Origin of the sequence: Oscillatoria salina IIICB1 (assembly GCF_020144665.1) — a bacterium.
Classification (GTDB): Bacteria; Cyanobacteriota; Cyanobacteriia; order Cyanobacteriales; family SIO1D9; genus IIICB1.
The window spans coordinates 22,949-38,667 of record NZ_JAAHBQ010000022.1 but is presented as its reverse complement, the minus strand read 5'-3'; the positions used below and the strand labels follow the sequence as shown (position 1 = coordinate 38,667).

The window sequence follows — 15,719 nt, the reverse complement described above, 5'->3', positions numbered from 1 at the left end:
CGTAAATTCCCGAAAATAATCTCACTGAAAGCTTAGGAGGAAAGATTTTAAGTAAGTTACAGCCATCAGTAATTTCCGAAAAATCTTTAAAAAACCTAAAGGAAAATCTTGAAGAAAATTTTTAAAGAAAAGCCTAAGAATTATCGCTATTTTCTAAAGATTTAGTTAGCCTAGTAAACAGGAAAGATTTCCTAGTCGATCGCAACAAAAAGTAGGGGTAACAATATGTTAGAACAATGGCAAGACTTTACCCACGGCAAGTGGACGCAGGAAATAAACGTTCGGGAGTTTATACAAAAGAATTACACCCCCTACACAGGTGATGAGTCCTTTTTAGCAGATGTGACAGAGCGTACCAAAACCCTCTGGGATAAAGTAAAATTCCTGATGAAGCAGGAACGGGAAAAAGGGGTACTCGACGCAGAGACAGAAGTTCCCACCAGCATTACAGCCCACGATCCCGGTTACATTGCCCAAGATTTAGAGCAAATAGTCGGCTTACAGACAGAGAAACCGCTAAAACGAGCAATTATGCCCTTTGGTGGGATCAGAGTCGTGAAACAATCCTTAGAAGCTTACGGTTACGAACTCGATCCGACTACCGAAGAAATATTTACCAAATACCGCAAAACGCACAATGACGGTGTATTTTCGGCTTACACGAGCCAAATGCGGGAAGCACGACGTTCTGGTATTATTACAGGACTACCCGATGCTTACGGTCGCGGACGGATTATCGGTGACTATCGAAGAGTAGCATTGTATGGCATAGAACGATTAATTGCAGACAAGCGATCGCAACTCGAATCTCTGGAAGTAGACGTAATTGACGAACCCATAATTCGCCTACGCGAGGAAATTTTCGAGCAAATCAAAGCCTTAAAAGAATTGCAAGAAATGGCGGCTGGTTACGGCTGCGACATCTCGAAACCTGCGGCTAACGCCAAAGAAGCAGTACAGTGGACATATTTTGGCTATCTCGGTGCTGTGAAAGAACAAAATGGCGCAGCGATGTCCTTGGGACGAGTTTCCACTTTCCTCGATATTTATATCAATCGCGACTTAAATAACGATACTCTCAGCGAAGCCGAAGCCCAAGAATTAATCGACCATTTCGTCATGAAACTGCGGATGGTACGCTTTTTACGGACACCAGAATACAATCAATTATTCTCCGGCGATCCTACTTGGGTAACAGAATGTATTGGTGGAATCGGATTAGATGGTCGTCCCTTAGTAACTAAATCTAGTTTCCGCTTCTTACACACTTTATCCAACCTCGGTCCGGCACCAGAACCCAACTTAACTGTACTCTGGTCAGAAAAACTTCCCGAAAACTTCAAACACTACTGCGCTAAAGTTTCTCAAGACACCAGTTCGATTCAATACGAAAACGATGAGTTAATGCGGGCTTCCTATGGCGATGACTATGGTATAGCTTGCTGTGTCTCCGCAATGCGCCTAGGTAAGCAAATGCAATTCTTTGGTGCGCGGGCGAACTTAGCCAAAGCTTTATTGTACGCAATTAATGGCGGTAAAGACGAAAAAACCGCTCAACAAGTAGCACCTCAGTTTGCACCTATTACCGGAGAGTATCTTGACTATGAGGAAGTAGTAGCCAAATTCGACCAAATTATGGATTGGTTAGCGAAGCTATACGTCAATACCCTCAACGTCATCCACTATATGCACGATAAATATTGTTACGAACGCTTGCAAATGGCATTGCACGATCGCGACGTTTATCGGACAATGGCTTGCGGTATTGCTGGTTTGTCAGTAGTAGCAGATGCTCTCTCAGCGATTAAATATGGCAAAGTCAAAGTAGTTCGCAACGAAGCAGGTTTAGCCGTAGATTACGAAATAGAAGGCGATTATCCCAAATTTGGCAACAACGACGATCGCGCTGACGAAATCGCCGCTAACCTAGTCGCCGACTTCATGAACAAACTCCGCAAACAAAAAACCTATCGGGATGCGACTCCCACCCAGTCAATTTTGACAATTACCTCCAACGTCGTCTACGGTAAGAAAACCGGAAATACACCCGACGGACGCAAAGCAGGAGAACCCTTCGCCCCCGGTGCAAACCCAATGCACGGACGAGACACCAAAGGCGCGATCGCTGCTTTAGAATCCGTCGCCAAACTTCCTTACGAATCCGCCCAAGACGGTATTTCCTACACCTTCTCCATCGTTCCCGAAGCATTAGGTAAAACCGAAACCGACAAGAACAAAAACCTCGCCGGAATGTTAGACGGTTACTTCTGCGATCGCGGACATCATATCAACATTAACGTCTTAAACCGGGAAACACTCCTAGATGCAATGGATCGTCCAGAAAAATATCCCCAACTAACCATCCGCGTCTCTGGTTACGCCGTTAACTTTATCAAACTAACCCGCGAACAACAACTAGATGTAATCAATCGTACCTTCCACGATCGCTTCTAAATCTTCTGTTCGCTACAATTCCCTCTCTCTCCGAGAGGGATCGATCGAGGAGTTAACAAAATTATGGTAATTATGAGCAGGAGTGAGAAGGAATCTTCCAATCCCCAATCCCCAATAACCGGACGCATTCATTCCATCGAAACCTGCGGAACCGTTGATGGACCCGGTATTCGCTTCGTAATCTTTACCCAAGGATGTCCCCTACGTTGTCTCTATTGTCACAATCCTGACTGTCGCCACATCGAAGATGGTCAAGAAACTACAGTCGAAGAACTAATCGCCGAAATTGAAAAATATCGCTCCTATATGCGATTTTCTGGCGGTGGCGTTACCATAACAGGTGGAGAACCTTTAATGCAACCAAAATTCGTGGGCGAAATCTTCCGTCGCTGTCAAGAATTAGGTATTCACACCGCCCTCGATACTTCCGGTTACGTTAACGTCCAGATTGTTCAATCAATTCTCGATTACGTGGATTTGGTACTTTTAGACATCAAATCCTACGATCCTAAAATTTATCGAAAAGTTACCAGTGTTTCCCTAGAACCTACCTTAGAATTTGCTAAGTACCTGAAGGAAATTAACAAACCAACTTGGATTCGCTTTGTCTTAGTACCCAATCTTACCGAGCCGCAACACAATGTCGAAGGATTAGCTAAATTTGTCTCCAGTTTGCAGAATGTCGAAAAAGTAGAAGTGCTACCTTTTCACAAAATGGGTGAATATAAATGGGAACAACTTGGATACGAATACCAATTAAAAGATACTCTTCCACCATCACCAAAATTAGTTCAGGAAGTAATGGATACTTTTACAAAATACGGTTTGGAAGTTCAGTAAATTCTCAGAGCAAGATAGTGCTGGAAAACCCCTAATTAACTCAAAAATTTTGTCTAGTTAGTTAGCCTGGAAAATAAGCACTAAACGATAACGACAAAGCCAAACAGCCACTAAGAGAAATTCAATGACAGTAACTAATCTACAAGAACTAGAAACCCTGATTCAGCGCGTCAAAGCAGCTCAAGCCCAATACGCTACCTATACGCAACAACAGGTAGATGAAATCTTTAAAAAAGCTGCCCTTGCTGCTAATGCTGCCCGAATTCCTTTAGCAAAAATGGCAGTAGAAGAAACCGGAATGGGTGTAGTTGAGGATAAAGTGATTAAAAATCATTTTGCCTCAGAAATGATTTACAACAAATACAAGCAGGAAAAAACCTGCGGTGTAATCGAAGCTGATAAACATTACGGAATTCAAAAGTTAGCTGAACCTGTAGGGATTTTAGCCGGAATTGTGCCGACAACTAACCCAACTTCTACAGCAATTTTTAAAGCCTTAATTGCTTTAAAAACGCGCAACGCAATTATTTTCTCTCCCCATCCCCGGGCGAAGAAATGCACCGTAGCTGCGGCGAAAATTGTTTTAGAAGCGGCAGTAGCGGCAGGTGCGCCCGAAGATATTATTGGCTGGATTGACGAACCGACGCTGCCAATTTCTCAAGCTTTTATGCAGCATCCAGATATTAATTTAATTCTGGCAACAGGCGGACCGGGAATGGTGAAAGCGGCTTATTCTTCGGGTAAACCTTCCTTAGGAGTTGGCGCCGGAAATACGCCGGCGGTAATTGATGAAACTGCTGATATTCGAGTTGCAGTAAGTTCAATTCTGCTGAGTAAAACCTTTGACAACGGCATGATTTGTGCGTCAGAACAAGCAGTAGTTGTTGTTGATGAAGTTTATGAAGCAGTGAAGCAAGAATTTAGCGATCGCGGCGCTTATTTCTTGAATTCAGAAGAAGCAGATCGAGTTCGTGGAGTTCTGCTGAAAGAAGGTCGTTTGAATGCGGCAATTGTCGGACAACCTGTTACCAAAATTGCTGAATTAGCAGGAATTGAGGTTGCGGAAGGAACGAAAGTTTTAATTGGTGAAGCGGAAGAAGTTAGCGTTAATGAACCTTTTGCTTATGAGAAACTTTCGCCGGTTTTAGGAATGTATCGCTTACCCGATTTTCACGCAGCAGTAGCCACAGCGCGAGAATTAATTGCTTTTGGAGGACGGGGACATACTTCGGTTTTATATACAGCCCCAGCCAATGAAGACCGTATCCTTTATTTTGAATCACAATTGCCTACAGGTCGCGTGTTGATTAATACGCCTTCTTCCCAAGGTGCGATCGGCGATTTGTATAACTTTAAGTTAGACCCATCTTTAACTCTGGGTTGTGGTACTTGGGGTGGTAATTCAGTGAGTGAAAATGTGAGCGTTCATCACTTACTGAATATTAAAACTGTGTCGGAACGTCGGGAAAATATGCTTTGGTTCCGCGTGCCACCGAAAATCTACTTTAAGTACGGTTGTTTGCCTGTGGCTTTAAGAGATTTGGTGGGTAAGAAACGGGCATTTCTGATTACCGATAAACCCCTGTTTGATATGGGGATGTTGAAACAAGTAACTGAGATTTTGGATGAAATTGGGATCGAACATCTAGTATTTTATGATGTGAAACCAGATCCCGATTTAACCACAATTAATAAAGGAGTAGCGGCAATCAATAACTTCCAACCAGATGTAATGATTGCTTTTGGTGGTGGTTCGCCGATGGATGCAGCGAAAATTATGTGGTTGATGTATGAAAATCCAGAGGTAGAATTTGAAGGTATAGCGACTCGGTTTATGGATATCCGCAAGCGGGTTTACGAGTTACCGCCTTTAGGAAATAAAGCCATAATGGTAGCGATTCCCACAACTTCCGGAACAGGTTCCGAGGTAACTCCCTTTGCGGTTGTTACCGACGATCGCACCGGGATCAAATATCCTTTAGCTGATTATGCCTTAACACCGCATATAGCGATCGTCGATCCCGAATTGGTGTTAAATATGCCGAAGAAGTTAACTGCTTATGGTGGAATTGACGCGCTGACTCACGCTTTAGAAGCATATGTTTCCGTGTTAGCAACTGAGTTTACTGAAGGATTAGCGCTAGAGGCGATCGCGTTACTGATGGAATATTTGCCTCGATCCTACCAAAAAGGTGCTGATGACCCCGTAGCGCGTGAAAAAGTCCACTATGCGGCAACGATCGCTGGAATGGCGTTTGCTAATGCTTTCCTCGGTATTTGTCACTCAATGGCGCATAAATTGGGTTCTACGTTCCATCTTCCTCACGGTTTAGCCAATGCGCTGATGATTTCCCATGTCATCCGCTACAATGCCACAGATGCGCCCTTCAAACAAGCAATTTTCCCACAATACGAATATCCTCACGCGAAGGAACGTTACGCGAAAATTGCCGATCATTTGCATCTCGGTGGCGATACCATTGATGAGAAGATTGAGAAACTCGTCGAAGCAGTGGAAAATCTCAAGCAACAAGTAGAGATTCCTCTGACGATTAAAGAAGCTTTACACGGCGAAGATCGCGAATTCTACGAACAATTAGAAGAACTCTCCGAACAAGCTTTTGACGACCAATGTACGGGCGCAAATCCCCGCTATCCTTTGATTCGAGACTTGAAAGAGTTGTTTGTCCTCGCTTACCAAGGTTGTCGTTTGGATTCTGTCGCTTACCACACTGAAGTAGATATGTCAAGGGGTGTGGTGGAAAGTGAAACCAAAGATGAGCCAGAAGTTGCCAGAGTTTAAGCAAAATTAAGACTTTTGTAGTTTAGCTAGTTTATTTTAGGTGAGCGAATAGCTCACCTTTTTTCTGACCAAGATATACTAAAGGAAAAGCAATTTTAGTAACATAAAGTATTGAGAAATCGTCAGCCATGCCTGCAAGAGATATTTTTCATCATAGCTGTAAAAACGCTTTAATTCATGATGGCTGGGCTATTACTCACGATCCCTATCTTCTGCGATGGGGATCGAAAGATTTATACGTTGATTTAGGTGCAAAAAAAATTTTAGCGGCTGAAAAAATTGATAGTAAAATAGCAGTTGAGGTGAAAAGTTTTGTTAGTCCTTCTGAAGTAGAAGACTTAAGAAATGCGGTTGGTCAATTTGTTTTAGACGAAGCTTTATTAGCTCGAACAGATCCCGAAAGAAAACTTTATCTTGCTATCCGCGAAACTATTTTTACTCAACTATTTGAAGATTCTCTGGGGAAAGTTCTCTTGGAAGATAAAAAAATTAAACTGATTGTTTTTAATTCTGATTTGGAGGCGATTGTGAGATGGATAAGTTAAACTCTTACCGCGAAATTATTATTAAAATGTTGGCAGAATTCACTAAGCTTGAATATGCTAATGCGGAGATTCAAAACCAAACTGTATTCGATCTAGAAAACGACCATTATCTAGTAATGTCTATTGGTTGGTACAAAAATCAGCCCAAGCGAATTCATGGTTGCTTGATTCATTTAGACATTATTGATGGTAAAGTTTGGGTACAACGAGACGGAACAGATTATGGAATTGCTAATGACTTAGTAGCAGCAGGTATTCCGAAAGAGGAAATAGTTTTAGGATTTCACGAACCAAAAATTCGCCAGTACACCGATTTTGCAGTTGTCTAAAATAATTTGCTGATAAAATAAGAAAAAGCACTGGATTGAAGAGAGAAGATGGAAGTATTTTTAACACCTAAACAAGAACAGTTAATTAACCAACTAATTGCTAGTGGTTTAGCTAACTCAAAAAGCGACGCGATCGCTAAGGGATTAAGATTGTTAGAAGACCGTTATTTTGTTTCCCAAATGCGTTTAGCCGAACTGCAAAAAGAAATCGATATTGGGATTGAACAATTAGAAAGAAGAAAAAAAGTCGATAGTGAAACAGCAATTAATAAACTTAAACAAGATATTATTAATCGATCGCAACAGTAATGACAACTTATATGATATTTTGCTTTTTGACACCGAAGAATCAAATAACTAAGCAAATATTTTTAGCTAAAAATCCGCTTAAAAACTACAAAAGCCAAAGAGACTTTTGTAGTTAAAAAAATCAATTAAGTATCGTACATTCGAGATTCAAAAGCATCAGGATTTTCTTCACAGTATTCCTCAAAGTAAGTTTTCTCAGGTTTTTGCGCCCGTTGATGAGCAGCTTCCGCTTGTAACTCTTCAACAATATCCCAAGCAGCAGCACATTCAGGAGAAGTAGCACCTTTTTCCTGACAAATAGCGCGGGCTTCGATGACAGCTTTTTCAATTTCTTGGGCGATAACAACTTCTTGTGGTTCCTCAACAAAATTACCACGATGGAGAATATCAGTAACAGAAATAATCCCCAAAAGTTCGCCTTTAATTACTGGGGCGCAGTGAATACCAGTGTTAGCAAATAGCCTCGCCACGTATTCTACACCAAGGTCAGGATTAACGACAACGCAAGGCTTGCTCATAATTTCATAAACGCGGACTTTTTTCGGGTCGCGTCCATAAGCAGCTACTTTATAGATAATATCAGTTTCGCTGATAATACCATAAGCATCTTGTTCGTTACGACGTTCGACCAGTAAAGTGCGAATGGTATTTTCTCTCATTAATTCCACTGCTTCAGCTACAGTCGCACTACCTTTAATCGTGACGACATCTTCAGTCATAATATCGGATGCTTTCATCATGATGGGTATCTCCAATTGAGTTAGATATTGATAGCGACAAGGGTAGGATAGCTTAGGTTTTCCCCAGAGTTAAACATTCAGAATCCCCCCTAACCAGTAAGAGGGGGGAATAATTTCTAACAGTTGTCTAGCTACTGGGAATTTCACCATATCCGGAAAAAACAGATCGCCAGGGGAAATTATCGCAGTTTATAGGTAGCTTTGACTATCGATTCGGCAGGAATAGGTTTGAGGTGGAAGCCTAATTTCTCGCAAATGTGCTGCATCGCGCGATTTTGGGAGAGAATTTCGGCACTAACGTATTCTAGTTGTTCTTCCCGTGCAATTTCGAGAAGACGACGCAATAACTCAGTACCGATTCCTTGACGTTGGAAGCGATCGCTAATTAACATGGCAAATTCGGCTTCATTTTTGCCATGTAGTTTGGAAAGACGGGCGATCCCCAGGATTTCTTTTTCCCCACTATCGGGATTTGTCCATTCAGTGACTAAAGCCATTTGGCGATCGTAGTCGATAAAGCAGATCCGAGAAAGGCGATCGTGGGAAGTACGATGAGAAAGTTTCATCAAATGAAAGTAACGTAAATAAACGCTTTCTTCTGAGAGACTTTCGTGATATTTAACGACTAAAGGTTCATCTTCGGGACGAATGGGACGAATCGTTGCAGGTATGCCATTTTGAGTAAGCCACTTGCTGACATAATGAATCGGATAGGGACGAATTGCTGGTTTAGGTAACTCTTGAGTTTGGATCTCGTGTAAAACTACTCGCGCATCCAAAGCGATTAACCTGTCACTGGAAGCCAGAAGTGGATTAATATCAATCTCTTTAATCCAAGGTTGTTCGACCACAAGCTGACTAAAGCGTACCATGATTTGCTCTAGTGCTTCTAAGTCTACACTTGCTCGTCCGCGTACACCTTGAAGCGCAGTATAAATTTTGGTTTGTTCCATCATCCGCCGCGCCAAGGTAGTATTGAGAGGCGGTAAAGCCAGAGAACGGTCTTTAAAGACTTCGACTAAAGAACCACCTGTACCAAAGAGTAACACCGGACCGAATTGAGGATCGAGACTGCTACCGATAATTAGTTCGTATCCTTCCAAGTTAAGCATCGGTTGTACAGTGACGCCGAGGAAATGTTCGCTACCGACTTTTTCCGCAACAGAATTTTCAATTGCTTGATAAGCTTTGCTAACGGTTTCTGCGTCTTGTAGTAAAAGTCGCACACCACCAACATCGGTTTTGTGAGTGATAGTTTCCGAGTACAATTTCAAGACTACAGGATAGCCAATTTTATCTGCGAGTTGGACGGCTTCTTCTGGTGAGGTAGCGATGCGCGTGTCTACTGTGGGGATCTTGTATGCTGACAAAAGCTGCTTCGATTCAAATTCTGTCAGGAGAGTACGGTTACTTTGACGAACGCGATCGATAATTTCTTTAACTTTGGCACGGTTGGGCGCATTTTCTCCATCTTCTCTCGGTAAAACTGGGGTTTCGTATAAACCGCGTAAGTTATAAGCATAGCGCCACATCGAGTTAAAGACATCCGCCGCCGTATCGGGAAAAGGTAAGGTAAAAATTCGCGCATCGTTGAGTATTTCTTCCCCGGTAAGAATTCCTGTACCACCCATCCAACTAGCTAAAATTGGTTTTGTGGGTAACGAGTCGTTTTCTAACATTTGCACAAACTGCTTGGCGGTTTGAGTCGGATCGGTCATTGCTTGAGGAGTTAGGATAGCAAGTAGTCCATCGCTGGTAGAATCTTGGAGAGCAGTTGCGATCGCCTTAGTGAATCTTTCGGGATCGGCATCGCCTAAAATATCGATCGGGTTACTGTGACTCCAATGAGGCGGTAGAAATTCATTTAACTTGGCTTTGGTTTCTTCAGATAAAGTCGCTAACTCGCCACCACCAGAAATTAACGCATCGGTAGCTAAAACTCCCGGACCCCCTGCATTGGTAAGAATAGTTAAACGCTTACCTTTAGGGCGAGGTTGTTTAGCTAAAACTTCCGCTAAGTTAAACAAATCTTCAATGGTATTGACTCGCAACACCCCGCAGCGTCGGAAAGCCGCATCTAAAACATCGTCACTTCCCGCCATTGCGCCCGTGTGAGAAGCGGCTGCTGCTGCCGCCGCATCAGTACGCCCTGATTTAATGACTATAATCGGTTTACTGAGGGCGACTTCTCTAGCGGCAGAAATAAACGATCGCGCATTCCCAATCGATTCCATGTAGATTACAATACTGTGGGTGTTGGGGTCATCGCCGAGGTAATAAATTAAGTCACCCCAGTCTACATCCAGCATTGAACCGATGGAAATAAACGCACTGAAACCCACATTCTCGCGAAAACTCCAATCGAGAATCGAGGTACACAGCGCCCCACTTTGACTGATAAAACCCACATTACCCGATCGCGCCATTGCATTGGCAAACGTAGCATTTAAACCACCGACTGGGTTCATTACTCCCAAGCAGTTGGGACCGATAATGCGTAAATTCCCTTGACGTGCTTTGCTGAGGATTTGTCGTTCTAATTCTACCCCGACCGCACCAACTTCCTTAAACCCAGCCGAAATGATAATTGCGCCTTTTACCCCAGCCGCCACGCATTCAGCGACAATTTCGGGGACAGTTGACGCGGGAGTGGCAATTATCGCTAAATCCACTGGTTCTGGTACTGCGGCAATGCTAGGATAAGCTTTAATTCCTAAGACACTGCTGCGTTTGGGATTAATCGGGAAAACTGTCCCCCCGAAAGGATTGCTAATTAAGTTCCAAAGTAAAGTACGCCCGACGCTACCGAGTTTTTCGCTTGCACCAATCACAGCGACATTCTTCGGTAAGAAAATCGCGTCAAGAGGTTGTTCTTCGTAGCCTAGGACATTATGAGCAGGATCGAGAGTTTGTATAGTTTGCATCATCACTGTTTACCGATTCCACGCTTACAAGCTAGCAAAACTTGGATAGGAGGTAGGCGATCGCTTGTGATGTTTTAATCTCTATGGGGGACGCGATCGCATTTGTTTAGGTATACTTACGTTTTCACGCCCAGCGAGTTCTTTTTCTACCTTTAGGCAGATGGAAGTTTCCTGGTCGTTTTGCTAGTTGGTTTTTCATCCCAAAGGTTTTACGATAGACTAGCACCTCGATCCGGAGCGATCGATTTTCAAGATAATTTTATTTATTATTTCTTTTAAAGGAGAACGTAAATAGCCATGCGGAAACCTCATCTTGAAGACGATTTGTTTGACGCAATTGAAGAAAAAGATCTAGAAAAGATCCATGCTTTAATTAAAGCTGGTTGTGATGTCAATGGAAATCATGGCAGTTCTTTTGAAGAGGGAATTACCTTTCTTATGTTTGCCACAGCTACGGGAAACTTGGAAACTGTCAAGTTATTGGTAAAACTAGGTGCAGATGTTAATGCAGAATCTATCTATGGCGACTCAGCTTTATTAACTGCTGCATTAAATGGTTTTCCAGACATTATCGAATATCTCGAACCATTAACAAATCCAGAAATCAAAGTAGCTGTAAAAAGATATGTCGAGACAGGCAAAGGTTATCCTCCAAAATCGAAAAAACGATAGTGCGATATAGCAGTGAGCAGTTATCAGTTATCAGCGAGCGAAGCCTATGCTAGCAAGGTTTTCCAAAAATGAGGATGTGCTAACTAACTCGTTCTCTACGATAGATAATAATTTTCATTATGAGTTGAACAAGAATAGTTTTTTCGATTGATTCTTTAGTCAGCCAAAGCCAGTAAAAATATTAAATTTTTGACTTATTGTCCTGTAAGATTCAGGTGCGTTACGAAAACGCACCTGAAAAAATTTAAGTTGCCGAAGGTTCTTTTTTCGTAGTAGTTGAAACGCCGCTCAGAGATTGGAAATAAAGAGTTCCCACGATCGCCATAAACACTACATAAGCTATTCCTTGCACTAAATACAGTGTCTCTCGATACCCAAATAAGGATTTGAGGATAATTCCGGGAAATTCTTTGTCTGGTAAAATGTCGGATGCGTCCCAAATTTGCGGTCCTAAAATGCAAGATGCACTCTCGGAAGCACATAATCCCGCATACTGAGGATTAAGTTGAGCAAGTATGCTAACACCAGTGTTAATATCTTTGAGCATTCCCACGACTAAACCACCAACGATCGCTAACAAGAAAATGCCCATTACTTGAAAGAACAAGCGCAAGTTAATTTTAACTCCTAACTGAAACAGCAAGACACCGATAATTACTGCTCCGACTAAACCCGCAACTGCACCCAAGCTGGGAAGCACCCATTCTTCCTGAAATTTAGCGACAATGAATAATACTGTCTCGAAACCTTCGCGCAAAACGGCGATGAAAATGAGGGTAAAAACGCCCCAACCCGCAGCCTTACTTGATTTTATAGCGGCGGTAATTGATTCTTCCACTTCCGACTTGACAGATTTCGCCTGTTGTGTCATCCAGATTAACATCCAACTGAGCATGGCGATCGCTACTAAACAAAATCCTGCTTCTAAAAATTCCTGGATGACTGGGGCATAATTAGCTTCTGAGGTGGCTAATCTTTGGATTGTCCCCCACAATACCAATCCTACTAGCACTGAGGCAGCAATTCCCGCGCCTACGCCTGCATAAGCCCAAGTATACAACTTAGTTTGCTCGGCTTTCTTCAAGCAAGCTAAAACAATTCCTACAACTAACGTAGCTTCCACTCCTTCTCGAAGGGTGACGACAAACGTCGGCAATATAGCACTAAAATCCATTTTTGTCAAGAATTATTTGCAAAAAACTAAGACGAAGCAAAATCGCGCAACATCTTCTTAATTTCGATGTTATGCAATTCTTCCTGACCGATCATCCCCCGAGCAAATTCTTCCAAGTAAATACTGGCATCATGGACAACATCAAGTAACTCTTTATACAAATCCAGCGCTTTGCGTTCGTGGTTGAGACTTTCGGTTAAAATCGCTTCTAACTCATGTTTGAAAGTTTCTTCAATCGGAGCAATAGTTTGGGTAGGATGTCCTTCTAACCCAGTCAGAATCTCGCCTACCTGTTGCGCGTGGGTTAAAGATTCCGTCGCTTGTTCTTGAAAAAACTGGACGATGGGAATACGATTTGGTCCCGTCACCATCAACGAGTAGTGAGTGTAGCGCACGACACCTGCTAACTCGAACTGCATAATCTCGTTCAATAGTTCAATCGTTTTTTCGCGATCTAGCTCTCTCATCTTAATTTTTTTTCCGTCAACATAAGTATCTCTACTTATCTCAGCACTTTTGAGAGTAAATTACAACCAGCCTGAAAAAGTGAAATAAACCTTAAATAACTCCTAATTTTAGACAAAAATGCCCTCTGGGGGTATTGAAAAAACTAGCAAAAATGAGAAAGATAAAGTTTTGTAAGATTCGAGGAACATTAAGAGCAATGAAAAATTTATTGCTAGTGGCGAGTTTAACTTTTTTAGCCCCGATCGCACTTGTGAGTTGTAGCGGTAACGAAACTGCGGAAGTAGAAACTCCTACTGAAAGTGAGACTATAGCAAGTTCTGGGGAAAAAGGCAACCTCGTCCTCGTCGCAAACGGTGAAGATTTTGTGCGTCAAGGATTTGTAACTAAAGACGGATGGCAAATCAACTTTGATAATGTCTATGTTACTCTTGCTGACGTTCAAGCTTATCAAACTGAGCCGCCTTTCGATCCCGATACTGCTGAAGAAATTAAAGCCTCCGAAAGTGTAGTTCTCATCAGCGAACCAATTACTATTGATTTAGCTGAAGGTGATGCAGATGCTCAACCAATTACAGTAGCAGAAAAAGAAGCCCCGGCAGGCAATTATAATGCTTTATCGTGGCAAGTTGTACCAGGAGAGACAGATGTCACCGCAGGCAAAACAATTGTTCTCGATGGTACAGCAACGAAAGACGGCGAAACAGTAGACTTTGTAATTGGGTTTAACCAACCTTTAACTTACCAATGTGGCGAATTTGTCGGTGACGATCGCAAAGGTATTCTTAAAGGTACAGAAACTGCGGATGTCGAGACAACTTTTCACTTTGACCATATTTTCGGCGATGCAGACGCTCCCGCAGACGATCCTCTCAACCAAGAAGCAGTCGGTTTTCAGCCAATGGCAGCTTTAGCGACAAATGGCACACTAGAAGTAGACCAAGAAACCTTACAATCGGAACTAAGCAGCGAAGACTATCAAAAGTTAGAAAACGCGATCGCTAGTTTAGGTCATGTAGGTGAAGGTCACTGCAAATAATCTTAAACTTGTTGGTTATTAATTGTTAACTTTTCAGCCAAAATAACCAATAAAAACCACACCACTAGAGACAAATAACTATGCAAAATTATCAGCTAAAATATCTAATTCCTCTTGTGTGTTTTTCTTTCCTCAGTTGGTCAACCAAAGCCCTAGCCCACGGTGCTAGTATCGAATATCGTCAAACCGAAGCATTACAAATCAAAGCCATTTATGATGGCGGCGAACCAATGGCAAATGCTCAAGTAACAGTTTACGCCCCTGACGATCCCGCTACACCTTGGCTAACTGGAACTACTAACGACAAAGGCGAATTTACTTTTGCACCAGACCAAGAAAAAGTAGGCAATTGGGAAGTAAAAGTTCGTCAATCTGGTCATGGCGATATTACTACTATTCCCGTAGGCGAGTCAACTCAAATTCAGGAAACTGAGGAGCAATTTTCTACCGCAAATGCTAACTATACACCTCTCCAAAAAGCAGTAATGGCAGTTGTTGGTGTTTGGGGATTTGTCGGGACAGCGCTATTTTTTGCCAGAAAAAAAGCTGGAAATTAAACTTGAGTAAGTTTAATTTTAACGACTGATAACACTAATTAAACTGGAAAAAGATTATTTAATTACTATTATCCTCTCGTGCCAATTAGGAATCGATATTTCCATAGATCTTAGATAAGAATGCACATCCCTGACGGTTTTCTTCCTCCCAGTGTTTCGATTATTGGTTACGCCGTTACTGGCGGCGCAACCTGGTATTCTTTACGACAAATTAACAAAGACAAAAGTCCTCAAGAAAAGATTCCTAAAGCTTCTTTGCTAACTGCTGCTTTTTTTGTTGCTTCTTTAATTCATATTCCCCTAGGTTTTTCGAGCATTCACTTAGTTTTAAACGGACTTGTGGGCGTGCTTTTGGGTTATTATGCTTTTCCAGCGATTACAATTGGCTTATTTTTTCAAGCAGTAATGTTTCAACATGGGGGTTTATCTACTTTAGGGGTGAATGCTGCAATGATGGGCATTCCTGCGTTACTAGCTTATCATCTTTTTCGATTAGGTAAAAGCCAGGAATCTCGTTTTAATTTTCGTACTAAACTTTTTGCTTTTTTCGCTGGTGCAGGGGCTTTGGCGACTTCGGCTGCTATTTTTACAGTTGTGACTATTACGACAATTACACCCGATCTTAATGCAGAAACGGAACAAAAAGCTATTTTCGTTGCTCTAGGAGGTTATGCAATTCAAGCAGTTATTGAAGGCGTTTTTACAGTAATGTTAGTTTCGTTTTTGGAGCGAGTTAAACCAGAACTTTTGTCAAATAACTAAAGTTAGGCTTGTGCAATTTGACAATTTTGTTTTTGCCTTTTTCAAAAATAAGTAACTGCGGCTCGGAAAAATAGATTTTACAAATCAAATTTATTCCCAAAGATAG

14 protein-coding genes are annotated in these 15,719 nt (G+C 42.1%); 10 read left to right on the top strand and 4 right to left on the bottom strand.

Annotated elements, in window-relative coordinates:
• The first annotated feature begins 225 nt into the window (after nucleotides 1–225).
• The 6 genes from pflB to G3T18_RS08335 all read left to right on the top strand — a co-directional run bounded on the left by pflB (nucleotide 226) and on the right by G3T18_RS08335 (nucleotide 7,280).
• The gene (pflB, locus tag G3T18_RS08360; protein ID WP_224410089.1) at nucleotides 226–2,454 is read left to right on the top strand and encodes a formate C-acetyltransferase; all 2,229 of its coding nucleotides are present in this window, start codon (nucleotides 226–228) and stop codon (nucleotides 2,452–2,454) included.
• 63 nt (nucleotides 2,455–2,517) lie between these two features.
• Nucleotides 2,518–3,294 carry a pyruvate formate-lyase-activating protein gene (gene pflA / locus G3T18_RS08355; protein ID WP_397333923.1) on the top strand — a complete coding sequence of 259 codons (777 nt, stop codon included), beginning with the start codon at nucleotides 2,518–2,520 and terminating at the stop codon, nucleotides 3,292–3,294.
• A 124-nt stretch (nucleotides 3,295–3,418) separates the two neighbouring features.
• Nucleotides 3,419–6,097 carry a bifunctional acetaldehyde-CoA/alcohol dehydrogenase gene (gene adhE / locus G3T18_RS08350; protein WP_224410088.1) on the top strand — a complete coding sequence of 893 codons (2,679 nt, stop codon included), beginning with the start codon at nucleotides 3,419–3,421 and terminating at the stop codon, nucleotides 6,095–6,097.
• A 128-nt stretch (nucleotides 6,098–6,225) separates the two neighbouring features.
• Entirely contained in the window at nucleotides 6,226–6,642 is a 417-nt protein-coding gene (locus G3T18_RS08345; RefSeq protein ID WP_224410087.1) for an element excision factor XisH family protein, read from the top strand.
• A complete protein-coding gene (locus G3T18_RS08340) occupies nucleotides 6,630–6,971 on the top strand; it encodes a XisI protein (protein ID WP_224410086.1) in 342 nt (113 codons plus the stop codon). The genes G3T18_RS08345 and G3T18_RS08340 overlap by 13 nt, the downstream gene beginning before the upstream one ends.
• A gap of 48 nt (nucleotides 6,972–7,019) precedes the next feature.
• Nucleotides 7,020–7,280 (top strand): ribbon-helix-helix domain-containing protein, encoded by a 261-nt coding sequence (locus G3T18_RS08335; protein ID WP_224410085.1) that lies wholly within the window; start codon nucleotides 7,020–7,022, stop codon nucleotides 7,278–7,280.
• Between the two features lie 125 nt (nucleotides 7,281–7,405).
• On the opposite strand, the gene G3T18_RS08330 is transcribed toward G3T18_RS08335, so the two are convergent.
• Both G3T18_RS08330 and G3T18_RS08325 read right to left on the bottom strand, forming a co-directional pair.
• Nucleotides 7,406–8,020 (bottom strand): CP12 domain-containing protein, encoded by a 615-nt coding sequence (locus G3T18_RS08330; protein ID WP_224410084.1) that lies wholly within the window; start codon nucleotides 8,018–8,020, stop codon nucleotides 7,406–7,408.
• A gap of 179 nt (nucleotides 8,021–8,199) precedes the next feature.
• Nucleotides 8,200–10,944: a bifunctional acetate--CoA ligase family protein/GNAT family N-acetyltransferase gene (locus G3T18_RS08325; RefSeq protein ID WP_224410109.1), complete on the bottom strand. Its 2,745-nt coding sequence runs from the start codon at nucleotides 10,942–10,944 to the stop codon at nucleotides 8,200–8,202.
• Between the two features lie 297 nt (nucleotides 10,945–11,241).
• On the opposite strand from G3T18_RS08325, the gene G3T18_RS08320 reads away from it, so the two are divergent.
• Nucleotides 11,242–11,616: an ankyrin repeat domain-containing protein gene (locus tag G3T18_RS08320; protein WP_224410083.1), complete on the top strand. Its 375-nt coding sequence runs from the start codon at nucleotides 11,242–11,244 to the stop codon at nucleotides 11,614–11,616.
• Nucleotides 11,617–11,860: 244 nt separating this feature from the next.
• Here G3T18_RS08320 and G3T18_RS08315 read toward each other — a convergent pair whose 3' ends face one another.
• Both G3T18_RS08315 and G3T18_RS08310 read right to left on the bottom strand, forming a co-directional pair.
• Nucleotides 11,861–12,790: an FTR1 family iron permease gene (locus tag G3T18_RS08315; RefSeq protein WP_224410082.1), complete on the bottom strand. Its 930-nt coding sequence runs from the start codon at nucleotides 12,788–12,790 to the stop codon at nucleotides 11,861–11,863.
• A 26-nt stretch (nucleotides 12,791–12,816) separates the two neighbouring features.
• On the bottom strand, nucleotides 12,817–13,257 hold the full coding sequence (locus G3T18_RS08310; protein WP_224410081.1) for a ferritin-like domain-containing protein: 441 nt from the start codon (nucleotides 13,255–13,257) through the stop codon (nucleotides 12,817–12,819).
• Nucleotides 13,258–13,454: 197 nt separating this feature from the next.
• Between G3T18_RS08310 and G3T18_RS08305 the strand changes: the two genes are divergently transcribed.
• The 3 genes from G3T18_RS08305 (at nucleotide 13,455) to cbiM (ending at nucleotide 15,613) form a co-directional block, all read left to right on the top strand.
• Complete coding sequence (locus G3T18_RS08305) at nucleotides 13,455–14,294, top strand: DUF4382 domain-containing protein (protein WP_224410080.1); 840 nt, start codon at nucleotides 13,455–13,457, stop codon at nucleotides 14,292–14,294.
• Nucleotides 14,295–14,374: 80 nt separating this feature from the next.
• Entirely contained in the window at nucleotides 14,375–14,851 is a 477-nt protein-coding gene (locus tag G3T18_RS08300) for a carboxypeptidase-like regulatory domain-containing protein (RefSeq protein WP_224410079.1), read from the top strand.
• A gap of 120 nt (nucleotides 14,852–14,971) precedes the next feature.
• Nucleotides 14,972–15,613 (top strand): cobalt transporter CbiM, encoded by a 642-nt coding sequence (gene cbiM, locus G3T18_RS08295; protein WP_224410078.1) that lies wholly within the window; start codon nucleotides 14,972–14,974, stop codon nucleotides 15,611–15,613.
• The last annotated feature ends 106 nt before the right edge of the window (nucleotides 15,614–15,719 follow it).